This window comes from Parasphingorhabdus litoris DSM 22379, assembly GCF_020906275.1.
GTDB lineage: Bacteria > Pseudomonadota > Alphaproteobacteria > Sphingomonadales > Sphingomonadaceae > Parasphingorhabdus > Parasphingorhabdus litoris.
In genome coordinates, this window is record NZ_CP086727.1 from 1,568,398 (window position 1) to 1,590,810 (window position 22,413).

27 protein-coding genes are annotated in these 22,413 nt (G+C 52.1%); 19 read left to right on the top strand and 8 right to left on the bottom strand.

The annotated features are described in order from the left end of the window. Positions 1-16: 16 nt before the first annotated feature. Complete coding sequence (locus tag BS29_RS07575; RefSeq protein ID WP_229956584.1) at positions 17-1,285, bottom strand: sensor histidine kinase; 1,269 nt, start codon at positions 1,283-1,285, stop codon at positions 17-19. Between the two features lie 213 nt (positions 1,286-1,498). On the opposite strand from BS29_RS07575, the gene BS29_RS07580 reads away from it, so the two are divergent. From BS29_RS07580 to BS29_RS07595, 4 genes are all read left to right on the top strand, one after another. Then, positions 1,499-1,927 carry a hypothetical protein gene (locus tag BS29_RS07580; protein ID WP_407673766.1) on the top strand — a complete coding sequence of 143 codons (429 nt, stop codon included), beginning with the start codon at positions 1,499-1,501 and terminating at the stop codon, positions 1,925-1,927. Positions 1,928-2,035: 108 nt separating this feature from the next. Beyond that, positions 2,036-2,314: an HPr-rel-A system PqqD family peptide chaperone gene (locus BS29_RS07585; protein WP_229956585.1), complete on the top strand. Its 279-nt coding sequence runs from the start codon at positions 2,036-2,038 to the stop codon at positions 2,312-2,314. A gap of 14 nt (positions 2,315-2,328) precedes the next feature. Then, positions 2,329-3,189: an HprK-related kinase A gene (locus BS29_RS07590; RefSeq protein ID WP_229956586.1), complete on the top strand. Its 861-nt coding sequence runs from the start codon at positions 2,329-2,331 to the stop codon at positions 3,187-3,189. Then, a complete protein-coding gene (locus BS29_RS07595) occupies positions 3,189-4,205 on the top strand; it encodes a nucleotidyltransferase domain-containing protein (protein ID WP_229956825.1) in 1,017 nt (338 codons plus the stop codon). Before BS29_RS07590 ends, BS29_RS07595 begins: the two co-directional genes overlap by 1 nt. 6 nt (positions 4,206-4,211) lie before the next feature. Here the strand turns inward: BS29_RS07595 and BS29_RS07600 are convergent, their stop codons facing one another. Beyond that, a complete protein-coding gene (locus tag BS29_RS07600; protein ID WP_229956587.1) occupies positions 4,212-4,895 on the bottom strand; it encodes an HAD hydrolase-like protein in 684 nt (227 codons plus the stop codon). Positions 4,896-4,991: 96 nt separating this feature from the next. Between BS29_RS07600 and glmU the strand changes: the two genes are divergently transcribed. From glmU to BS29_RS07635, 7 genes are read left to right on the top strand one after another with little or no spacing between them, the layout of a single operon-like run. Further along, positions 4,992-6,341 (top strand): bifunctional UDP-N-acetylglucosamine diphosphorylase/glucosamine-1-phosphate N-acetyltransferase GlmU, encoded by a 1,350-nt coding sequence (glmU, locus tag BS29_RS07605; protein WP_229956588.1) that lies wholly within the window; start codon positions 4,992-4,994, stop codon positions 6,339-6,341. Continuing rightward, positions 6,338-6,898 (top strand): hypothetical protein, encoded by a 561-nt coding sequence (locus BS29_RS07610; RefSeq protein WP_229956589.1) that lies wholly within the window; start codon positions 6,338-6,340, stop codon positions 6,896-6,898. Before glmU ends, BS29_RS07610 begins: the two co-directional genes overlap by 4 nt. A gap of 50 nt (positions 6,899-6,948) precedes the next feature. Then, the gene (locus BS29_RS07615) at positions 6,949-7,281 is read left to right on the top strand and encodes a CopG family transcriptional regulator (protein ID WP_229956590.1); all 333 of its coding nucleotides are present in this window, start codon (positions 6,949-6,951) and stop codon (positions 7,279-7,281) included. Next, positions 7,278-7,646: a type II toxin-antitoxin system VapC family toxin gene (locus BS29_RS07620; RefSeq protein WP_229956591.1), complete on the top strand. Its 369-nt coding sequence runs from the start codon at positions 7,278-7,280 to the stop codon at positions 7,644-7,646. Before BS29_RS07615 ends, BS29_RS07620 begins: the two co-directional genes overlap by 4 nt. A gap of 17 nt (positions 7,647-7,663) precedes the next feature. Continuing rightward, positions 7,664-9,487 carry a glutamine--fructose-6-phosphate transaminase (isomerizing) gene (gene glmS / locus BS29_RS07625; RefSeq protein WP_229956592.1) on the top strand — a complete coding sequence of 608 codons (1,824 nt, stop codon included), beginning with the start codon at positions 7,664-7,666 and terminating at the stop codon, positions 9,485-9,487. A 3-nt stretch (positions 9,488-9,490) separates the two neighbouring features. Next, a complete protein-coding gene (locus BS29_RS07630; RefSeq protein WP_229956593.1) occupies positions 9,491-9,931 on the top strand; it encodes an OsmC family protein in 441 nt (146 codons plus the stop codon). Continuing rightward, positions 9,928-10,296 carry a GFA family protein gene (locus BS29_RS07635; protein ID WP_229956594.1) on the top strand — a complete coding sequence of 123 codons (369 nt, stop codon included), beginning with the start codon at positions 9,928-9,930 and terminating at the stop codon, positions 10,294-10,296. Before BS29_RS07630 ends, BS29_RS07635 begins: the two co-directional genes overlap by 4 nt. A gap of 61 nt (positions 10,297-10,357) precedes the next feature. Here the strand turns inward: BS29_RS07635 and katG are convergent, their stop codons facing one another. Continuing rightward, positions 10,358-12,556: a catalase/peroxidase HPI gene (gene katG / locus BS29_RS07640; protein WP_229956595.1), complete on the bottom strand. Its 2,199-nt coding sequence runs from the start codon at positions 12,554-12,556 to the stop codon at positions 10,358-10,360. 258 nt (positions 12,557-12,814) lie between these two features. Between katG and BS29_RS07645 the strand changes: the two genes are divergently transcribed. The 6 genes from BS29_RS07645 (at position 12,815) to queE (ending at position 17,954) form a co-directional block, all read left to right on the top strand. Continuing rightward, positions 12,815-13,999 carry an aspartate aminotransferase family protein gene (locus BS29_RS07645; RefSeq protein WP_229956596.1) on the top strand — a complete coding sequence of 395 codons (1,185 nt, stop codon included), beginning with the start codon at positions 12,815-12,817 and terminating at the stop codon, positions 13,997-13,999. Continuing rightward, the gene (gene argF / locus BS29_RS07650) at positions 13,996-14,922 is read left to right on the top strand and encodes an ornithine carbamoyltransferase (RefSeq protein WP_229956597.1); all 927 of its coding nucleotides are present in this window, start codon (positions 13,996-13,998) and stop codon (positions 14,920-14,922) included. The genes BS29_RS07645 and argF overlap by 4 nt, the downstream gene beginning before the upstream one ends. A 29-nt stretch (positions 14,923-14,951) precedes the next feature. Next, positions 14,952-15,836, top strand: a complete 885-nt coding sequence (gene hslO, locus BS29_RS07655; protein ID WP_326838505.1) for an Hsp33 family molecular chaperone HslO — start codon at positions 14,952-14,954, stop codon at positions 15,834-15,836. 149 nt (positions 15,837-15,985) lie between these two features. Continuing rightward, positions 15,986-16,393: a hypothetical protein gene (locus BS29_RS07660; RefSeq protein WP_229956599.1), complete on the top strand. Its 408-nt coding sequence runs from the start codon at positions 15,986-15,988 to the stop codon at positions 16,391-16,393. A 230-nt stretch (positions 16,394-16,623) separates the two neighbouring features. Then, complete coding sequence (queC, locus tag BS29_RS07665) at positions 16,624-17,313, top strand: 7-cyano-7-deazaguanine synthase QueC (protein WP_229956600.1); 690 nt, start codon at positions 16,624-16,626, stop codon at positions 17,311-17,313. Then, positions 17,310-17,954, top strand: a complete 645-nt coding sequence (queE, locus tag BS29_RS07670; RefSeq protein ID WP_229956601.1) for a 7-carboxy-7-deazaguanine synthase — start codon at positions 17,310-17,312, stop codon at positions 17,952-17,954. The genes queC and queE overlap by 4 nt, the downstream gene beginning before the upstream one ends. A gap of 2 nt (positions 17,955-17,956) precedes the next feature. Here queE and BS29_RS07675 read toward each other — a convergent pair whose 3' ends face one another. Together BS29_RS07675 and lipB are read right to left on the bottom strand one after the other, a co-directional pair. Continuing rightward, positions 17,957-18,205, bottom strand: coding sequence for a hypothetical protein (locus BS29_RS07675; protein ID WP_229956602.1), 249 nt, complete (start codon positions 18,203-18,205; stop codon positions 17,957-17,959). Continuing rightward, positions 18,202-18,897 carry a lipoyl(octanoyl) transferase LipB gene (gene lipB / locus BS29_RS07680; RefSeq protein ID WP_229956603.1) on the bottom strand — a complete coding sequence of 232 codons (696 nt, stop codon included), beginning with the start codon at positions 18,895-18,897 and terminating at the stop codon, positions 18,202-18,204. The genes BS29_RS07675 and lipB overlap by 4 nt, the downstream gene beginning before the upstream one ends. Positions 18,898-19,007: 110 nt before the next feature. Between lipB and BS29_RS07685 the strand changes: the two genes are divergently transcribed. Continuing rightward, complete coding sequence (locus BS29_RS07685; RefSeq protein WP_229956604.1) at positions 19,008-19,724, top strand: glycerophosphoryl diester phosphodiesterase membrane domain-containing protein; 717 nt, start codon at positions 19,008-19,010, stop codon at positions 19,722-19,724. Here BS29_RS07685 and BS29_RS07690 read toward each other — a convergent pair. The 3 genes from BS29_RS07690 to BS29_RS07700 are packed head-to-tail and all read right to left on the bottom strand — an operon-like array spanning position 19,717 to position 21,651. Next, positions 19,717-20,304 (bottom strand): GNAT family N-acetyltransferase, encoded by a 588-nt coding sequence (locus BS29_RS07690; protein WP_229956605.1) that lies wholly within the window; start codon positions 20,302-20,304, stop codon positions 19,717-19,719. The genes BS29_RS07685 and BS29_RS07690 overlap by 8 nt on opposite strands. Positions 20,305-20,311: 7 nt before the next feature. After that, positions 20,312-21,196 (bottom strand): oxygen-dependent coproporphyrinogen oxidase, encoded by an 885-nt coding sequence (hemF, locus tag BS29_RS07695; RefSeq protein ID WP_229956606.1) that lies wholly within the window; start codon positions 21,194-21,196, stop codon positions 20,312-20,314. After that, on the bottom strand, positions 21,193-21,651 hold the full coding sequence (locus BS29_RS07700) for a tRNA (cytidine(34)-2'-O)-methyltransferase (protein ID WP_229956607.1): 459 nt from the start codon (positions 21,649-21,651) through the stop codon (positions 21,193-21,195). The genes hemF and BS29_RS07700 overlap by 4 nt, the downstream gene beginning before the upstream one ends. Before the next feature lie 172 nt (positions 21,652-21,823). On the opposite strand from BS29_RS07700, the gene petA reads away from it, so the two are divergent. Continuing rightward, positions 21,824-22,405: a ubiquinol-cytochrome c reductase iron-sulfur subunit gene (gene petA / locus BS29_RS07705; protein ID WP_229956608.1), complete on the top strand. Its 582-nt coding sequence runs from the start codon at positions 21,824-21,826 to the stop codon at positions 22,403-22,405. Positions 22,406-22,413 lie beyond the last annotated feature (8 nt).

Sequence of the window (22,413 nt, forward strand, 5' to 3'; positions counted from 1 at the left end):
TACATATTTGTGACACTTATATTACAGCGGGTGCGCTGGTATTTTCGCTTTGAGTTTTGATAACTGGCAGAAATACGGCAACTGTTGTACCGACACCCTGTTCGCTCGTGACTTCCATCCGGCCGCCGTGTCGCTCGGTTATATGTTTCACAATGGCAAGCCCAAGCCCCGTTCCGCCAATGGATTTACTGCGGCCTTTGTCGACACGATAAAATCTTTCTGTCAGCCTTGGAATATGTTCTGGGGCTATTCCTTCACCCTGATCTGTAACCGATAGACGGAGCATGGATCCGTTACGATTGGGCTTAACTGCTACAGTTACAGGAGAGCCTTTCTTGCCGTATTTATATGCGTTGCTAACAAGATTGTGGAGCAATTGTGAAAGTTGTGCGTAATCCCCTTGTACAGTGGGGAGTTTGTCGGGAATCGAAACGACAAAATTATCGTCCTTTTTGCTTCGACCATTCAGAAAAACCGTTTTCACTTCGGCCACCAGATCGGCCAAGTTTATCGGTTCCGAAGGAAGTTGATACTTTTCCGCTTCAATGCGGGATAGCGACATCAGGTCTTCGACCAAACGCTGCATCCGGTCAGCTTCTTGATACATGATGGTCAAGAAACGAGCACGTGTGTCTTCATCTTTGCCGGCTTCCGGGTTCTCCAGCGTCTCGATGAAGCCCTTTATCGCGGCAAGCGGAGTCCGCAGCTCGTGGCTCGCGTTGGCAACAAAGTCTGTCCGCATACGTTCAGCGGCATAGCGGCTGCTCTGATCTGACAGTTGAACAAGTTTCAGTCCATCGTTGAGCGCATGGATGCGGAGCTCCCAGCGTTGATCTGCACTACCGACTCCGACCAGTAAAATGGGCTCTCCAGTATGCTCGGCATTGGGATTTGCAAGCCGATCGGCGGCGGAGGGATGACGAATGGCGACTCGCACATCCTCTCCGATAATATGATTGCCGAGAAAGTTCTTCGCGGCCGGATTGGCTGCTGCGACCTTGGCATTGCGGACGAGCAGAATCGGGTCGGTAATCGGGTCAATCACATCCTGATAAGCCTCGGCTCTACCCTGATATAATATACGTTTCTTTTGACGATCCAGTGCGCTGAAATCAGGCGGTGGTGGACCATGATCTTCCAGAGCAATAATGGCTAGGGCCACAACACCAAAGGCGGTCATTATAATAATTTTCATCAATGCAGCGGACGTTTGGGCTGCCAAAACAGATCCTCCGATGATCAGAAGAATCGCAAAAATCAACCGAAAGGGAGAAACTGTGTTCATATTTGCCGTTGTCGTGAATTTCGGTAACCCATGTTTAGGCGGGTTTGCGCAGAAACAGCAATGACTATGTTAGATTAATGGTCAGCGATTTTTGAGTTGGTGTCAGCTGTTAAGCATTTTGGCCGGTTTGTCCCGTTTAAGGACGACGAATTGCCTTTACTCGCATTTAATTTTTTCCTCCTTATTAGGAGCATCTAAAGAAAGTTTGATGCGATGACTGACAAATCAAATCAAGAAGCCGGAATTCCGGAGACCAAGCGTGGCCCTGAAAAGGCGGCGATTGTAACGCGCCGTCGTGCGTTGATGATGGGTGCCGTGACGGCTTCAGCAGTTGTCAGTATCAAACCCGCCCTGGCGCAAACCGCGGGATCAGTTCTGAATTGTGAAATTCCGGTGCCAGGAAACCATGCTGCCGGCGGATTTATTGGTCCTGACGGAAAAATCGTTCCTCCTGATACGCCCGGTGCTTTTCCGCCCGCTGGCCGCAATTTTACCGGTGAAGAAGTAAAGCGTGCAATGAATGGGCGATCATTGCCCGGCACATCCTATGATCAGTCCAAAGCCTATGTGAACTATATCCGGCGGCTCCAGTCAGGGCAAAGCGGCTTTACCTGTTACGCATCTCTGCAAATGCCGCGATAGCGTTTCCGCCGTTTTCTGACTTCGAAGCCAAGGCTTATTAACATATTCATGCTATCAGATGGGCTTGTTTTGAACGACTTGTCATGATCAGGAATAGTGTAGCCGCCCATGAGTCAGCTTTATCGCGTCACAGCCCCTGATGGTCTGATCCAGCTTCCCTTGGATAGTATGATGCTGATTTTTCAAAAATCATCGGGGATCACGCATATGGTGGCTGATCCTGTTCCCGCAATATTGAACGTTATGGGTGATGACGCCCTAAGCGCCGACGATATCGCGATCCGCCTGTCTGCCAGCTACGAACTGGAAGGCAGCGGTGATGCAGCTGATATTGTTCTGGCGAGACTTGTAGAATTGCGCTCACTTGGTCTTGTGGAACAGGTTTAGACACCGTGGCGCGCATGCATCAGCTCTGTCTGACCGTTGGTCCAACACGATACCGCCTGGTTTCAGCCTGGCGGCGGCCTCTCGATCAGCTGGCAGCCTTGTATAAGGGCTATCCAACATCACAGGATGGCTACGCTGACTTCACGGTCCGGTTGGAGCCAGAAAAGCCCTGGCGGCGTTATATCCGACCATCGGTTCATATCTCCGGTGATTATTGGCTCCCGGATGCTGCGCCGCTGCCAATTGAGCAAAGCCTGCTGGCTGCGGAAATGGGCATGAATTTGCAAATGGCACTGGGCTGGCGCCGGCATCTCTTGCTGCATGCCAGCAGTGTAGAAAAGGACGGCAAGGCATTGTTGATGACCGGCCTGTCCGGTTCCGGAAAGTCTACGCTTTCGGCTATCTTGGCGGAAAGAGGTTGGCGATTCATGGGGGATGAATTTGCTTTGCTCAATCCGGACACCGGCATGGTGCATAGCCTCCCGCGCCTGATCAGCCTAAAAAATCAGGCGATTGCTGTGATGCAGGCAATTGTACCGGAAAATCGCTTCGGCCCGTTGATGCAGGATACGCCCAAGGGCGATATTCGCCATATCGTTCCGCCCCGGGATGCGGTGAACAGGATGGCGGAAAGTGCCAAGCCGGCTTTGCTGTTATTTCCTCGCTTTGGTCATGATCCTGCTCTGCGTGATATGGGCAAGTCCGAGATTTTTGTGCGGCTGACCCAGGCATCAACCAACTATGTAGCGCTTGGAGAAACAGGATTTCGGGCGCTGACGCGGTTTGTCGATGAAGTTCCGACCAAAGCGATGGATTATCAATCGGGCGATCAGGCAGAAGAACTTATTGATAGCCTTTGGAGCCAGTTGCCATGATGGGCAATGCGCAACCCTTGGTCGATGCTTTGCGGGAGCCAGAGACGGTCCTCTCACTCGACGGGGCAGGGTGGACGCAACTCATAAGCATTGCCCGTGCGGAGTCGCTGATGGGTAGTCTGGCCCATCGTCTGACGGACATTGCGGTGCCGGAGCAAGTTAAACTCGTTCTGAAGGATGCGATTCAAACCACTGATTTAGCAAGATTGCAGGCGCTTTGGGAGGCGGATTGCGCGCGGCGCGCTCTTAAGCCACTAAATTGCAAAACGGTCCTGATGAAGGGCACAGCCTATGTTGCGGCCAATTGCAATGCCGGTGTGGGACGGAGTATTGGCGATCTCGATATCATGGTCGCGCGGGATCAGCTCTCCGCCGTCGAGGGAGCTTTATTGGAAACAGGTTGGGAATGGGTAAAGCCAGACCCTTATGATGATCAATATTATCGGGATCATATGCACGAGCTGCCTCCGCTGATCCACCGCGAACGCGACCGGATGATCGATGTGCATCATACGACATTGCCGCTGACCGCTGGGCCAACGCCCGATGCGCAGGCAATGCTGGATGCAGCGGTGAAGCTGGATTCAGGGCTTTATGTGATGGCGCCTGCCGATATGCTGCTGCATTCGGTAGCCCATCTTTTTGCGGATGGTGATCTGGCAGGCGGATTGCGCAATTTGTGGGACATTGATCGGCTGGTCCGGCAATTTGCCGAGGCGGATGAAGAGTTCTGGACCATATTGGGCGCGCGCGCCAGATTACATCAATTGGAACCACATCTGTCACGTGGTCTGCGATTGGCCGCTCGGTTATATGGCACGCCGGTTTATAAATATCGCGCAGGGCAGACGAAATTCACCGACTATCTCTATATCCGTCGTTTGCTGGCGAGAGATGGCTGGGGGCGGGAAACCCGAAAGTTTACACGGCAAGCTTTCTACATCCGTTCTCATTGGCTGCGCATGCCGCCGCTCATGCTGGCCCGTCATTTATGGATCAAGTGGCGCAAGGGATAACGGTTATTACCGTAAAGTAGCTAAGGTTGGAACAAGCTCGTCATAATGATCGATAATTGCGTCGGCGCCGAGTTCTTCGACCGGTTGATGCAAAAAACCAAAACTGACTGCGACATTGGCGATACCTGCATTTTGGGCCGCTTTAATGTCGAAGATACTGTCGCCGATAAAAGCTGCGGGCGTTCGGTCCACCGTCCCGCCACAGCGCCGGATCATCTCATCAATCGGGTCCCGCTTGGGCTTGCTGCGCCCTTTGCCCATGGTATCGCCGCCAATGACCGTGATGAATCGATCTATCATGCCGACGTTGGTCAACAGTTTCACCGCCAGACTTTCGAATTTGTTCGTCACTACCGCCAGTTTTATATCCCTGTCCTGCAATGCATCCATCGCATCGATCAGTCCGGCAAAGGCAGGCGCATTCCGCCCCAGATTGGCTTCATAGTGATCGATCAGTACCGGCATCAGGCTTTTGACCAATTCCGTGTCGCTCCCACCCGATTGCTCCAGCGCCATTTCCAGCATATGCCGCGCGCCCATGCCAACAAGCGAGCGAATGGATTGTTGGTCCACTTGCGGTCGGTTCGCACTGTCGAGCGCATGATTGAGGGAAGCGGCGAGTTCCATGCTGGTGTCCAGCAAGGTGCCATCCAGATCAAAGCCAATGATATCGAAAGAAATTTCTGTCATAGTCCCTGCATAGAACCGATCTTGCTGGCATAAGCAACCGCATCATGGCATGGGGCGAAAATTCAGCGTTAGAACAGGATATTCGGAGTTTTTGGTATGAGTGACCGTCCTTTAGCAGCCATTATATTAGCCGCCGGACAAGGTACGCGGATGAAATCGGAGACACACAAGGTCCTGCATCCGATTGCCGGTAAGCCAATGCTCCATCATCTGCTCGATACAGTTGATTCTATCGGTGTGGAACGCACGGTTGTGGTTGTCGGTGCGCGGCGCGAGCAGATCGAGGCGAGTGTTGAAGATCGCAATGTCGCGATAGCCGTGCAGGAAGATCAGTTGGGTACCGGCCATGCGGTGGCGCAGGCCCATGATGCGCTTAAGGGCTTTGCCGGTGATGTGCTGATCCTTTACGGCGATGTGCCGATGGTCAGTGCTGAGACCATGCAGGCTATGACTGCGCGGCTGAATGACGGCACGGATCCGCGCGCGGTCGTGCTCGGTTTTCGTCCCGATGATGCAGGCGCTTATGGCCGGATCATTGCCAGCGATCAGGGCGAGATCGAAAAAATGGTCGAATATAAGGATGCCGACGAAGCCGAGCGCGCAGTCAACCTGTGCAACAGCGGGTTGATGGCGGCGCGGGCCACCGACCTGTTCATCCTGCTCGACCAGATCGGCAATGATAATGCCGCGGGCGAATATTATCTGCCGGATATCGTGATGCTGTCGGGGCAGGCCAGTGCTGTGATTGAAGTGGATGATCCCGCCGAGGTTGCGGGCGTCAACAGCCGTGCGGAGCTGGCGGCAGTCGAGGGGGAGTGGCAGCAGCGTCGGCGGGCGCAGGCGATGGCAGGCGGTGTCAGCCTGATTGCACCAGAAACCGTCTGGTTTTCGCATGATACAGACATCTCCTCAGACGTTATTGTAGAACCAAATGTCTTTTTTGGACCCGGCGTCACGGTAGCCAGCGGTGCGCGAATCTATGGCCATAGCCACATTGAAGGCGCGTCCATTGGTGCGAATACCAATGTTGGTCCGTTCGCAAGACTGCGACCGGGCGCGGTACTCGAGGAAGGCTCAAAAATTGGCAATTTTGTAGAGATGAAAAAGGCGGTGCTGGGCAAAGGCGCCAAAGCCAATCATCTGGCCTATCTGGGCGACGCTGAAGTGGGCGAGGGCGCCAATATCGGCGCGGGCACGATCACCTGCAATTATGATGGTTATTTCAAATACAAAACCAAGATCGGTAAAGGCGCCTTCATTGGATCAAATAGCGCGCTGGTCGCGCCCGTGACCATTGGCGATGGCGCAATAGTGGGCGCTGGCGCAGCGCTAACCAAGGATGTGGATGCCGGCGATCTGGCGCTGGTGCGGGCGGAGCAAACGGCGAAAAAAGGCTGGGCAGACCAGTTTAACGCGGTGAGCGCTAAGAAGAAGGCTGGGAAGTGAATAAAACGACGGACGCAATATTTACGGCGGTTGGCTTCCGTCTGCGAAACGACGCAATCAAACTTTATCAGCATTATATGTCGATTGGTTTAGACCCCTGCAACATCGATTACAATTTGATGGCCAACGCCAATCTCACCGTTGGATCTGCCAACCAATGGTTGAAGGATTCCCCGATGGGTGAGAACAATTTCTCTGGAATCCAGCGCTGGAACAACATGCCGTGGACCATCGAGCTTGCAGAGTTGCTACGCGAAATAGCAAATCAGTTCATAATGATAAGCTGTCTCCCAACACGTGGTGCAACGTTGGTTGTGTTAGATTGGATTGAATCCGGGTGCGATGGGAGATTGGATTTGGGAGCCGAGAATGCACTTGGGTCTATCACCTTGTCAGATTCATCTAAATCCCGACTACTTGAAATACGTAAGATGAAGCAGGGTTGGATCGTCTGCGGTGATGACCTTGAAGAGTCAGAGTTTTCGGAGATATTGGTGACTGAAAGTCAGTTGTCCATCTATCGAAGCGATAATCAGTGGCGGAATTTTCTCGTTTAGTAAATCAGGGTTCGACTTGACATGATATCATGATATGATATCAATATATCATGACTCGCATACTTGCCGATCTATCCGAAGAAGATGTCCAATGGCTCGACGCACAGGCGGCGGCGCAGGGGACGTCGCGGGCGCAGTTGCTGCGTGATGCAGTGGCGGCCTTTCGGGCGGATGCGTCTAAGCAGGGGATTGAAAAATATTTCGGCATGTGGCGCGATCGCCGGGAAGTGGGTGATCCGGTGGCATGGCAGCGGCGCGAGCGAGCATCCTGGACCCGACCCTGGGATCCCGACTATTGGGATGTGCGCAAGGAATTTCCCGACTTGTTTGACGCCGATGATGACCGTGAGGCAGAGCGCTATCGTAAGAAAGACGCCTCGTGAACGAAGCGGTATTCGACAGCAATATCCTGTTTGATGCGCTTAACGATGTCGGCCGCGCGAATGTCGAGCTGCAGCGTTATGACCGTCGCTATATCAGCCGCCTGACCTGGGTTGAAGTGCTGACCAAGGCGCTGCCGGACGACGGTGATCGGGCGGAGGCTTTTCTCTCCTTTTTCAACATCATTGAGGTGAATGAAGAAATTGGTCGGCGCGCGGCTCTGCTACGCAGTGACCGGCGACGGCTGAAAGCGATGGATGCCGTCATTCTAGCCTCTGCCCAGCTCACCGGGCGCATCTTGATCACCCGAAACACACGTGACTTTCCGGCGGAAATGCCAGGCATTCGCGTTCCCTATACTCTCTAAGAAGAAAGCCTCAGACTATGTGCGGAATTATCGGAATTGTTGGCAAGGATGCGGTCTCTGATCGCCTCGTCGATGGTCTCAAGCGGATGGAATATCGCGGCTATGATAGTGCCGGCGTCTGCACGGTTCATGATGGCCAGCTGATCCGCCGCCGCGCCGAGGGCAAGCTCGTCAATCTCGTCGAGGTACTGAAAGAGGAAGATGCGCCGGGAATGATCGGCATTGCCCATACCCGCTGGGCCACCCATGGTGCACCGACGACGAGCAATGCCCATCCGCATGCGACCAGCGAGGTGGCGCTGGTTCACAATGGCATTATCGAGAATTTCAAGCCGCTGCGCGAAGAATTGTCGGCGCGGGGTCGCAGCTTTGAAAGCGAAACTGATACTGAAGTCGTGGCGCATCTCGTCAGTGAGCAGGTCGAGGCCGGCAAATCTCCGCAGGAGGCGGTGCAGACGGTATTGCCGCAGCTGCGCGGTGCCTTTGCGCTGGCCATTGCATTCAAGTCCAATCCTGATCTGCTGATCGGCGCGCGGCTCGGATCGCCTTTGGTGGTCGGTTATGGCGAAGGTGAAACCTATCTCGGGTCAGATGCGCTGGCTTTGGCCCCGCTGACGCAGAAAATCGCTTATCTGGAAGAAGGCGACTGGGTTGTGATTGACCGCGACGGCGCGCAGATTTTCGACAGCGCCAACAATCCGGTTGAACGCGAAGTGACAACCTCTGGTGTGTCGGCGGCAACCATCGAGAAGGGGCAATATCGCCACTATATGCAGAAAGAGATTTTCGAGCAGCCGACGGTGGTGGCGCAGACCCTGCAAAGCTACATCCGGCCACTCGAGCAGCAAGTCGCACTGCCGCAGATGGATTTTGATCTCAAGGATATCAAGCGGATCACCATCGTCGCTTGCGGCACCAGCTATTATGCCGGGATGGTGGCTAAATATTGGTTCGAAACCTTTGCGCGGGTGCCGGTGGATCTGGATGTGGCATCAGAATTTCGTTACCGCGATCCTGTGCTCGAGCCGGGTGGTCTAGCGCTGTTTATCTCGCAGTCGGGTGAGACGGCGGATACGCTTGCCGCTTTGCGCCATAGCAAGGAGCAGGGCCAGAAGATCGCAGTGGTGGTCAATGTTCCGACCAGTTCCATGGCACGCGAGGCAGATCTGCTGCTGCCAACCCATGCTGGCCCGGAAATCGGTGTGGCGTCGACCAAGGCGTTTTCCTGCCAATTGGCCGTGCTGGCTGCGCTTGCTGCGCATCTCGCTGTGGTGAAGGGCAAAATGTCCCGTGACGAAGAGCATGAAGTCGTCGAGCATCTGACCGAAGCACCAGCTGCACTGAACGCAGCGCTGGCCCATGATGAAGACATATCCGATATGGCCCATCTTATCGCGCCGGCACGAGACGTGCTCTATCTGGGGCGCGGCCCGGATTATCCGCTGGCCTTGGAGGGGGCGCTGAAGCTCAAGGAAATAAGCTATATCCATGCCGAAGGCTATGCATCAGGTGAAATGAAACATGGCCCCATTGCGCTGATTGATGAAGCCGTGCCGGTCATCGTGCTGGCGCCATCCGGGCCACTTTTTGAAAAAACGGTCAGCAATATGCAGGAAGTGATGGCGCGTGGCGGCAAGGTGGTGCTGATTTCCGATGCAGCCGGTTTGGCTGAAGCGGGCGAGGGGTGTATGGCGACCATTGAAATGCCGAAGGTTCATCCGCTTATCGCCCCGCTGGTTTATGCCGTACCCGTGCAGTTACTTGCCTATCACGTGGCAGTGGCAAAGGGTACAGATGTTGATCAACCTCGCAATCTTGCGAAATCGGTAACTGTGGAGTAAAAAATGGCGACCAATCCATCCCTTGTTTCCGTCGAAACGGCGAGCGGTAAGTTTCAGCAAACGGTCCGTGTGGGCAAACATGTTTTTCCTGCGGACGAGCCCGTTTCCTTTGGTGGAGAGGATAGCGGACCATCCCCCTATGACCTGCTGCTCGCTGCCTTGGGGACCTGCACCTCCATGACGATGAAAATGTATGCTGACCGGAAAGGCATTCCGCTCGAAGGCGTACATATTGAACTGGAGCACAGTCGTGAACATGTCGAAGACTGCAGTACCTGTAGCAATGATGACAACCGGATCGATGTGATTGACCGTGCCATAACCATTACAGGGAATTTATCGGACGAGCAGCGCCAGAAGTTGCTAGAAATTGCCGATAAATGCCCAGTTCACCGGACGTTGGAAAACCGGATTGATATTCACTCCACCGAGGTACGGCCATGATCGAAGTCGAGGGTGGATGTCATTGCGGTGCGGTTCGCTTCACTGCTCTGGCGGATCCGGAGCCGGAGATGCTGGATTGCAATTGCTCGATATGCGCGCGCACTGGTTACCTGCACCTGTTCATTCCGCATGATCGATTCAATTTGCTGAAGGGCAAGGACGATCTGGCCAGCTATAAATTTGGCAGCGGTCAGGCCGATCACTTATTCTGCAGCCATTGCGGGGTTAAGAGCTTCTATCAGCCACGTTCCCACCCTGAAAGCTATAGCGTCAATTATAACTGCCTGAATGTGGGGCATGAATTGGAACCGAACATCACGAAATTTGACGGACAGAATTGGGAAGCTTCAAAAGCCAAGCTTTGATAGCAAAACGGCCCGCTGGTTTCCCAGCGAGCCGTCTTTTTTTCTTAGATTCTAGATCTGCTTACGCGAGATCAAACCGATCGGCGTTCATGACCTTGGTCCAGGCCGCGACGAAGTCTTGAACGAACTTCTCTTCATGGCCGCTTTCTGCATACACTTCGGCAAGCGCGCGCAACTGGGAGTTGGATCCGAAGACAAGATCAGCGCGTGTCCCGGTCCAGCGTTGTTCACCGCTGCTCCGATCCTTGCCGACAAACTCTTCTTCATCGCTGCCATCCACAGCTTCCCAAACGGTGTTCATGTCGAGCATGTTGACGAAAAAGTCGTTGGTCAGTTGACCAGGGCGATCCGTCAATACACCATGCGTGCTGTTGCCGCTATTGGCACCAAGCGCCCGCAAGCCGCCGACCAATACGGTCATTTCCGGCGCACTGAGGTTCAACAGTGACGCACGGTCCAGCATCAACTCTTCTGTCGGTACGCTATGTTTGGCGGAGAGATAGTTACGGAATGCATCTGCTTTGGGCTCAAGTGGGTCAAAGCTGTCAGCATCTGTCATCTCGTCTGTGGCATCGCCACGTCCGCTTGCGAATGGCACGTCGACTTTGAAGCCAGCATCTTTCGCTGCTTTCTCAACTGCAGCGGTTCCGCCCAGAACGATCAGATCGGCAATGCTGACATTGCTATCGCCTTTGATCTCTTCCAGTTTGGAAATAACCTTGCCAAGTTCAGCCGGATCATTCGCTGCCCAGTCTTTTTGCGGAGCCAGACGAACGCGGGCACCGTTGGCGCCACCACGATGGTCCGAGCCGCGATAGGTGGATGCTGAAGCCCAGGCCGCTTTAACCAATTCGCTGACCGTCAAGCCGCTGTCCAATATGGCCGATTTCAAACCCGCAACATCGCTGTCGCTGATGTTCTGGCCAGCTGGAATGGGGTCCTGCCAGATCAAATCTTCAGCAGGGACTTCCGGACCGTGATAACGTACTTTTGGACCCATGTCGCGGTGGCACAGTTTGAACCAAGCGCGTGCAAAGGCATCATCCAATGCCGCCTGATCATTGCGGAAACGTTCTGAAACCTTGCGATATTCTGGATCCACTTTCAGCGCCATGTCGGCAGTGGTCATCATGGTTGGAACCTTCTTGGAAGGATCAGCGGCGTGGGGTGCCATGTCTTCTTCCTTCTGGTCGATTGGCTGCCATTGCTGCGCACCAGCCGGGCTCTTCACCAGCTCATATTCATAGTCGAGCAGCAAACGGAAATAGTTGCCATTCCACTGGGTTGGGGTGGAGGACCAGCTACCTTCCAGACCGGACGTGATGGCGTCTCCACCTACGCCACTTCCATGAGTGCTGAGCCAGCCAAAGCCCTGAGCCGTGATATCGCCGCCTTCTGGTTCAACACCAACGAGGCCTGCATCACCAGCGCCATGCGCTTTACCGAACGCGTGACCGCCGGCGGTCAATGCGACGGTTTCTTCGTCATTCATGGCCATACGGGCAAAAGTTTCACGCATATCGCGAGCGGACAGCGCAGGATCGGGATTTCCGCCGGGGCCTTCTGGGTTCACATAGATGAGTCCCATCTGAATCGCCGCAAGCGGATTTTCCAGAAGCAGGTCCTGATCGGGATCAATGCGCGTTTGCACGCCTTCATTGACCATCTTGTCTTCGTTGCCCCAGTAAATATCGCGCTGAGGTTCGAATGTGTCGGCACGGCCGCCGCCAAATCCGAAGACTGGGCCGCCCATGGATTCGATAGCCACATTGCCAGCGAGGATGAACAAGTCAGCCCAGCTGATCTTCTCGCCATATTTCTGTTTGACCGGCCAGAGCAAGCGACGCGCTTTGTCCAGATTGCCGTTATCAGGCCAGGAGTTGAGCGGCGCGAACCGTTGCTGACCTTCACCTGCACCGCCCCGACCGTCAGCGGTCCGATACGTACCAGCGGCATGCCATGCCATACGAATGAAGAAGGGACCATAGTGACCATAGTCTGCTGGCCACCAAGGCTGGCTATCGGTCATCAGCGCGGTCAGATCTTTTTTCAAACCATCATAATCGATAGATTTGAATGCTTCGGCATAGTTGAAGTCTTTGCCCATCGGGTCGGGGGAGGTGCCACCTTGGGTCAGGATATCGACGGGTATTTGATTGGGCCACCAGTCACGATTTTGTCGACCGAGTAGCTCACGCACCCCGCCATCAAAGCCCATAGGGCAACCTTCGATTTTGGCTCCGGGTGTTTTCATATCCATTTAAGTCTCTCCTTTTGGTTTGTGGGGTCATGCATAACTGCAACTGATGACTGTTATAATACAGAATCGGCAGCCAGCTAAATCAATTAAAACATTCTGTTTGATTGCCTGAATCGATTAAACGGAAGTCGCTTGAATAGCTGTCCTGTCATTCTGCAATGATTGACCGTTATCGAGTTCATGCATATAAGCACCACTGCTTGAAAGAGGCGGCCAATCGGGTCGCCTTTTCTGTTTTATCATAAAAGGATTCTAGTCATGACTATTACACCGCTTATGCCCGTTTATCCCCGGTGTGGTTTTCGTCCTGTCCGAGGTGAGGGCGCTTGGCTGATTTCCGAAGATGGCAGTCGTGCACTTGATTTTGCCACTGGTATTGCTGTGAACCTTTTGGGGCACGGTCATCCGCATCTGACAAAAGCGATACAGGAACAAGCAGCGACACTGATGCATGTGTCCAATCTCTATGGCAGCCCTCAAGGTGAAAAACTGGCCCAAAGATTGGTCGATACAACTTTTGCCGATACAGTGTTCTTTACCAATAGCGGGGCAGAGGCTGTGGAATGTGCAATCAAAACTGCTCGGGTATATCACCAATCGCAAGATAGTGATCGGTTTGAGATCATTACCTTCAAAAATGCTTTTCACGGGCGGACAATGGCGACCATCTCTGCATCGAATCAAGAGAAGATGCATCATGGTTTTTCTCCCCTTCTTGCCGGCTTCAAATATGTGGACTTTGATGATCTGGAAGGAGCCGAAGCGGCTATAGGCCCGAAGACAGCAGCTTTCCTGGTAGAACCGATCCAGGGCGAAGGCGGTATCCGCCCCGCTTCTGAAGCGTTCATGAAAGGCCTTCGCGCTTTGGCGGACAAGCACGGCATATTGTTGATTCTCGATGAAGTGCAGTGCGGGGTTGCCAGGACAGGGGCGCTATACGCCCATGAGCTTTACGATATTAGGCCCGACATCATGGCCAGCGCCAAAGGTATCGGCGGCGGTTTTCCTTTCGGTGCCTGTCTTGCAACGGAAGAGGCTACTCGCGGGATGGTCCCTGGCACCCATGGTTCGACTTATGGCGGGAACCCGCTGGCGATGGCCGCAGGTAATGCGGTCTGGGACGTTGTCGCGAATGATGAGTTTCTCGAGCATGTGAGAGACATTGGCGGAAAGCTCCGCGCGTCAATCGAACAGTTTATCGGAAATTATCCAGCACTATTCACGGGCGTAAGGGGGCATGGCCTGATGCTCGGAATTACCATGACCCAAGAAACTCGTTCTTTTGTTGCGCATCTGCGCGATAATCATGGTTTGCTTACCGTGGCAGCAGGAGACAACACGTTGCGAATTCTCCCCCCACTCAATATTGATGAAAGCCATATCGCGACATTCATCGAGAAACTATCTGCTGGTGCAGCGGATTATCAGGTGCCGGAATCATGACACGGCATTTCCTTAATTTGAGCGACGCCGGTGGCGATTCCATCGCCGCGATGATCAATGACGCGATTGACCGTAAGGATGCACGCAAAAGCTGGCCGAAAGGTAAAGCAGATGCAGACGCACCACTTGCCGATCATGTCTTGGCTATGATCTTCGAAAAAAGCAGCACCAGAACCCGCGTGTCATTCGATATCGCGATCCGGCAATTGGGCGGAACCAGCATCGTGATGGACAGCGGCTCCATGCAACTCGGACGCGGTGAGACTGTGGCTGACACCGCCAAGGTGCTGTCACGCATGTGTGATGCCATCATGATCCGCACCGATGATCATGCCAAGATTGAAGAACTGGCGGCCAATGCCAGCGTGCCGGTAATCAATGGCCTGACCGATCTTTCGCATCCATGTCAGATTGTTGCCGATCTGTTGACATTGATTGAGCACGACAAGGCTCTTCCTGGATTGGAACTCGCTTGGCTGGGTGATGGCAACAATGTCCTCAATAGCATTGTCGAAGCGGCGGGCTTGATGAAGTTCAATGTGCGGATCGGTTGCCCGGAAGGTTATGATCCGGACACCAGTTTTATAACAGCGGCGAAAGCGGCAGGCGCAAATGTCACCTTATATCGTGATGCGCTGGAAGCAGCCGCTGGCGCTGACGTAATTGTCGCAGACACGTGGGTGTCGATGGGTCAGGCACATGCCGATGCGAAGATGGAAGCGATGATGCCGTTTCAAGTTAATGATGTGATCATGGACCAAGCCAAATCAGACGCTGTTTTCTTGCATTGTCTTCCTGCTCATCGCGGCGAAGAAGTAATGCCTTCGGTGATTGATGGTCCTCAGTCGCTGGTTTGGGATGAAGCAGAAAATCGTATTCACGCGCAGAAATCTGTCTTGCGTTGGGCCTTTGGTCAAATTTGATGCCAGAAAGCCCTGTTTCTCCGACGATGATGGACAAAAATCTGTCTTTCTCAATCCCCGCAAAGCATTGCCGGGGAAGAGCGGTGCGGTTGGGGCCGCTACTGGACAACATCTTATCGGCCCATAATTATCCGGCACAGATTAAGTCATTGCTGGTTGAGGCTGTGTGCTTGACGTCGCTTTTAGGGGCTCTTTTAAAGGAGGAAGATGCACAGCTGACTTTGCAGGCGCAGACAGAAAACGGAGTCGTGAGCTTGCTCGCTTGCGACTACAAAGATGGCGACGTACGCGGCTATGTTCAGTTTGACACAGAGCGCTTTATAAATCAGGCGCTCGACCCGAGTCTGATGGCTTTGTTCGGTAAGGGCTATTTGGCGATAACTTTTGATCATCCGGAACCGCGTGGACGTTCTCAAGGGATCGTACCGCTTGAAGGCTCCAGCCTATCGGACGCGGTGCAAAATTACTTTATGCAATCTGAGCAAATACCGACAGTAATTCGCGTGGCGATGACAACGGATGGTGATCGAACTATAGCAGGCGGTCTGTTGGTACAACATCTCCCAGACGGTGAGGATGGCAAAGAACGGCTGCATGTCCGCATGAATCACCCTGAATGGGAGCATGTTGAAGTAATGAGCAGCAGTGTTCAGGCAGAAGAGTTGATTGACGCCACATTGCCGTTGGAAGATTTACTCTGGCGTTTGTTCAGCGAGAGCGACGAAGTGAGGGTTTTGAGCGGTAAACCGCTCGTTAAGGGTTGCCGTTGTAATGAAGATCATATCCGGGACGTGATAGCGCGATTTCCGAAACAAGATAAGGAGGATATGGTCGACGAGGATGGAACAATCTCTATTGATTGTGCCTTTTGCAGCAAAAAATTCACGATTTCGAGCGCTAGTCTAAATAATTGAGAATTTTGGACAATAGTTCAAATTTTGCTGAATATTGTCGGAAACATACAATCAATCGCCGCAATTGGGCACGATATTGGCCATAATCTTTCACTAGGTACAAAAACTAAGCGGATTCTCCGTTTATCATCGGCAAAAAGGATCAGGGAATGAAAGGCATCACACTGATAAAGGCTATCAGCACATCAGTTGCCGGATTATTGGCATTTTCTGTTTCAGCTCCTGCCCAAGCGCCTGAACTTGCACTTCTGGAGGGTTTGCAAAAGGGACAGTGGACTTTGAAGGCACGCGGTTCCACGAAACCCGGCAAAAAGGTCTGCCTGGGTGATCCCGGAATATTACTGCAAATTCAGCACAGTCAAACGAACTGCTCGCGTTATGTTATCCAAGATACACCAAATAGTGTTCGGGTAAGCTATAAATGTGGCAGTTCCGATCACGGTGTGACGACTATCAAACGTGAATCCAGCAGTTTGGTGCAGATCCAGTCCCAGGGTATCGAGAACAATGCACCGTTTTCGTTCAGCGTCGAAGGCCGTCGCACTGGCTCTTGCTGAATGTGAAGAATCTTGGGTGATGTTTCGACACGCGAGCTTGGTTAACGAAATATTTACCATATCTCGGTTAGTGTAACAAAATCATGCCGAGGCATGATTTCCTCCCTTTTGGCTTGAACTAGAGCCTAACTGGGCCGCGCTTCAATGAAGTAGCGGCCCTATTTTTATTCTTTTCACAATGCTTGCGACTAAACTTGATTGTCGCGGCGAACAGGATTAGCGGGACGGGCATGTCTCAAGAACAGAAAAAGGCCGTTGTTCTCCTCTCAGGTGGATTGGACTCCATGGTGTCAGCCGCAATCGCGCGTGAGCAGGGTTATGAGATTGTCGCTCTGACAGTCGATTATAACCAACGGCATAAGATCGAACTAGAATCTGCAGTCCAAATCGCCGCAAAGCTAAACGTAAGTGAGCATATTATTCTACCGCTCGATCTGAGCCGATTTGGTGGATCTGCTTTAACCGATGATATCGATGTTCCGAAATCAGGTGTCAGCGATGATATTCCGATTACTTACGTACCGGCCCGCAATCTGATTTTTCTCTCACTGACGCTTGGTTTGGCCGAAGCACGAGACGCGCGTGATATTTTTATCGGCGTGAACGCGTTGGATTATTCTGGTTACCCCGATTGCCGCCCCGAATTTATTGAGGGGTTTGAGAGGCTTGCTGATCTTGCCACCAAGGCGGGGGATCAGGGCAGTGGTTTCACCATTCAAACGCCGCTGCAATATATGACAAAGGCGGATATTGCCAAAGAAGCACGACGATTGGATATCGATCCAGCATTAAGTTGGTCCTGTTATGACCCAGCTGAAGGCAATTTACACTGCGGTTTGTGTGACAGCTGTCGGCTGCGTCAAAAGGGTTTTGAAGAGGCCGGAATAGCGGATCCAACCCGCTATGCGATTACGCCATGAGCTATGCAGTGAAGGAAATGTTCCTGACCTTACAGGGTGAAGGGGTACAGGCAGGGCGTCGAGCGGTGTTTGCGCGTTTTACCGGATGTAACTTATGGTCTGGTCTCGAAAAAGACCGGGCAACCGCCGTTTGTCAATTTTGCGACACAGATTTTGTCGGAATGGACGGTGAGGGTGGTGGGCGTTTTCAAGATGCGAAAGCTTTTGCCGAAGCGGTTATCGCGCAATGGGGCAGGGGCGAAGACAGTCGTTTCGTAGTGCTTACTGGCGGCGAGCCGATGTTACAGGTTGATGATGCCTTGATCGATGCGCTGCATAACGCTGGTTTTGAAATCGCGATTGAATCCAACGGCACATTGGCTGTTCCGCGGTCTATAGATTGGATTTGTATCAGCCCCAAAGCTGGAAGCGAAACGGTACAGCGCTCCGGTGATGAATTGAAACTGGTTTGGCCTCAGCGCAATAGTGACTGGAAAACCATGCAGGATTGGGATTTCAGGAACCACCTGTTGCAACCTATGGATGCTCGAGGGGATCAGGCTGCTAGTGATGCTAACTTAGCTGCCGCCATTGCCTTTGTTCAGGCCAATCCCAAATGGCGTCTTTCGCTGCAAACCCATAAAATACTGGGCTTAGCTTAAACCTATTCGTCAGAGTCCTCTGATTCTTCTTGATCCCCGTCTTCAGAGCCTTCGTCTTCTGCAGACTCATCTCCGGTTTTTTCTTCATCCAGATCCACCATATCGTCGCTGATGGTTCCATCGAGAACATCAACTTCATCCATGCGAGTTTCTGTTACGGTTTCCGCTTCCGGTACCTCCGGATCATCAGAGCATGCAGCGAGGGATAGGATAGCGACGGTTACCGAAGCGGATTTGATCAAAATTTTCATGGTCTTTCCTGTTCCTTTTCCAGCACCAGACTATCGTTTCGTGCTTGTTTATCAATTGCCATTAAGAATTTGGATGCGGTTTGTTTCAACGCTGCATCAAAATCGTCCAGTGATGCATCAATTCCCATCTGTTTCAGACTAGTAACAGGATATTCGCTGATACCGCAGGGAATAATGCCGTCAAAATGGCTGAGGTCAGGATCGATATTTACGGAAAAGCCATGCATGGTTACCCATTTGCGGATGCGAATTCCTATCGCGCCGATTTTTGCTTCCTCTCCTTGCGGTGTATCGCACCAGATGCCGACTCTGCCCTCAACGGCTCTAGCGTTGACACCAAATGTGGCTAATGCTCTGATGACCCAATCCTCTAACGAATGGACGAAATTCCGGACATCTGCTTGCCTTTTCTTGAGGTTGAGCATGATGTAACCCACCCGTTGGCCGGGTCCGTGATAGGTATGGCGCCCACCGCGACCTGTTTTATAAACCGGAAAATCCTGACTGAGTAGCTCTGCAGAATCGGCACTGGTCCCAGCTGTGTATAGCGGTGGATGTTCCAGCAGCCAGATGAGCTCGGATGCTTCGCCCAAATGAATTGCCGCGTTACGGCTCTCCATTTGTTCCAGAGCATCAGGATAAGCGATCTTGTCTTTGCTGACACGCCATTCAATATCAGACAGGTTGGTCATAAAATTTCCGTGCACAATTGGCGCGCTGGTGGCAAGGGTGAGAATAGTGAAATTGAAACCTGAAGGTTAGGCCAATGAAGCTCAACTATATGCAATGCTGGAACGGTGCGATGATATTATTGCGCGATCACAAGGAGGCGATTCTTGCGATTGCCGGAGTTTTTGTCTTTCTACCAACGTTGTTAATGGCTCAATTTGTGGGTGAGCCCGCATTGGATGGTACCGAAGACTTGAACGCAATCACCGCAGCCTATTCGGCATTTTTTGGTGAAAATGCGCTTTCGATAATTCTATCTAATCTGTTGATCAGTTTTGGCGGTTTCGTGATCTTTTTTATTATCGCGCCTTCACATGGTGGAACGGTGGGAGACAATTTGAGCAAGGCGTTGCGCTTATTTATTATCTTTTTGCTCGCCAATATTCTCACTGGTTTGGCAACATTTGCTGGTTTGCTGCTCTTTGTCATTCCAGGGCTTTACATAGCTTGCCGCTTGATTTTGGTGCCAATCATCATCGCAGATCACAATGAAACAAATCCACTCGAAGCGTTAAAGGGCAGTTGGGACCAGACAAAAAATAACGGTTTTTCGATTCTTTTGCTGATTCTCATGATCGCGATTATTGGAGCCATTACCGTTGGTGTAGTTCAGATGCTCATTGGTGTCATAACCGGGCTTGCTACTGCCGGAGCGGGCTGGCCATTGATTCAAAATGTGGTGTCTGCCCTTGGTGGTTCAGCGCTGCAAATTTTATTTACCGTTATTATCGGATCAATATATTTGCAATTGACTGGCCAGGGCTCAGACGTTGGCGAGGTTTTCAATTAGGTCCTTTGATAATCGGGACGTGAGGTCCGGCATCCATTGACAGGTGGCCGGTTATTCGTGGATCGGGATGTATGTCGATTTCCCGTTTATATGCGGTAAATCCTTCACGTTTGTAGAAGCCCGTAGCCCGTTGAGAATCGTTGGTACAAGTATGTAACCAGACGCGGTTGATGTCATCTTTCCACGCTCGCTTTAGCGTTTCAGCCATCAATGCATTGCCATATCCTTTGCCATTCATTTCCGGCACCAATCCGAAATAGACAATTTCACATTGTTGCGATTCGCTGAAATCAAGCTCGGCAAAGCCGACAATATTGTCGCCATGCTGCACACTGATGATTTCGGTTGCCTCATCATGAAGGATAGCCTTCAATTCGGTGTCCGACATTAGCAAACGGCCAAACCATAACCATTCTTCGCCTATCCTATGAAACAGGCTTTTGTAAGATGCTGGGTCCGGGTGGTCCCAACTACGAAAAACAAGGTCGGACTGTTTTTCTTTGGCAGGTGGCTTTTGCATCATTTCAAAATAAGTGACGATAACTCCCAAGCTGTCGGGCGGTATTTCTATCGTTGACATAGGGAGGTTAGCTCCATTTTGCTTGGGGCGGCAGACTCATCAAAATCGCGTCGACATTACCACCCGTTTTCAGGCCAAAGGTTGTCCCGCGATCATAGACCAGATTGAATTCTGCATAGCGACCTCGCCAGACAAGCTGTTTTTCTCTCTCATCCTCGGTCCAGGGTAGGCCCATCCGCCGCCGCACAAGCTTTGGAAATATATCCAGAAACGCGCGGCCGACATCCTGCGTAAACGCGAAATGACGGGAAAAATCATCATCGGATTCGATTTCCAAATGATCATAGAATATGCCGCCCACACCGCGATGCACTTGTCGATGAGGGATGTAAAAATAGTCATCTGCCCATTTTTTATATTTCGGATGATAGTTAGGATCATGAACATCGCAAGCCTGTTTCATCCGCTTATGAAAGTCCGCCGTGTCCTCTTGATAAGGAATAGGTGGGTTGAGATCCGCGCCGCCGCCGAACCAGCGCTTGGTCGTGCAAAGAAATCGCGTGTTCATATGCACAGCGGGTACGTGTGGGTTCGCCATATGGGCCACAAGACTGATGCCGGTTGCAAAGAAATGCGGATTTTCCGATGCACCGTGAATGGATTTCGCAAATTCTTCATTAAATGTGCCATCAACAGTGGAGATATTGACGCCGGCTTTTTCAAAAACTTTGCCCTTGATCACTCCGCGAACGCCACCGCCGCCAGGGCTACCGTCAGGATTTTTACGATCCCATGGCAGATATTCAAAACACGCATCGCTGCCAGCTTCGGCTTCTATCGCTTCAAACTCCGCGCAGATATCGTTCCGAAGTTTTGCAAACCATGTCTGGGCCTGCAATTGCTGGTCATCCAGTGGCTTGTCATTGTCTGGAATAGGGGGCTGTGCTGTCATTTGGAGAACTGTCCTGTCTGTTTTAGCGCTTCACCGAGCGCCATGCCTGCAGAAACGGCAAGGTTCAATGACCGCATGCCATTTTTCATTTTAATGGTGATTCGTTCATCGGCGCGTTGATTGACATCAAGTGGAACACCCGCGCTTTCGGACCCGAATAGCAATATATCGTCAGGCTGAAATGTGAACTCATGATATGCAGCGTCTGTTTTGCTAGTCAGCAAGATAATTCGAGCCGATTGTGAATCGACGAAAGCAAGAAACGCATTCCAATCTGTGTGCCGCGTAAAATCGACATGGTCAAAATAGTCCATTCCAGCTCGTTTCAGGCTACGGTCGCTGAACGGAAAACCGCAGGGTTCAATGATATCAACGGGTACGTCGAGACAGGCGCATGTCCTTAAAATCGTTCCCAAATTTCCCGCAATATCGGGTTGGTAAAGAGCTACTCTCATAAGGGTTTTAGCATGGGGTTGATAATTATGTTTGGTCAATCAAAAATTGACTGTTGGCAAACCATAGTCTTCGCGGCTATCAGGCGCGCCAATACCTGCCAATTGAAACGTATTGAGGGTTCAGCCTCGATCTGGCAGACAGGGAATATAACAAACGTAAGGGCGTGTTTGCATGGCTAGTGTTGATACTGCGGTTGAACCCAATGATTCGGCTGGATCAGAACCTGAAATTGGTGGCGTGCGGCGCCGCGACTTTATCAATGTCGCAGCAGTGAGCTTCGGCAGTGTTGGCGTTGTCGCGACTGTTTTCCCGCTGGTGAATCAGATGAATCCCAGTGCAGACGTGTTGGCGCTATCTTCCATTGAAGTTGACATTTCAGCGATCGAGCCCGGACAGGCGATTAAATCAAGTTGGCGAAAGCAGCCCATTTTTATTCGCAACCTGACAGAGGCAGAGATCGAAGCTGCAAATGCGGTGGATCTCTCTGGATTGCGTGATCCAGAGACGCTGGCTGACCGGACGCAAGAAGGCAAAGAAAATTGGCTCATAACTCTTGGCGTCTGCACACATTTGGGCTGCGTTCCGCTTGGTGCTGCACAGGGTGAAGTCAAAGGAGAGTATGACGGCTATTTCTGCCCTTGCCATGGTTCACACTATGATACGGCAGGCCGCACCCGCAAAGGGCCAGCACCGACCAATTTGGAAGTACCGGAATATAGTTTCCTATCAGATACCGTCGTGAAAATCGGCTAGGGGCAAGA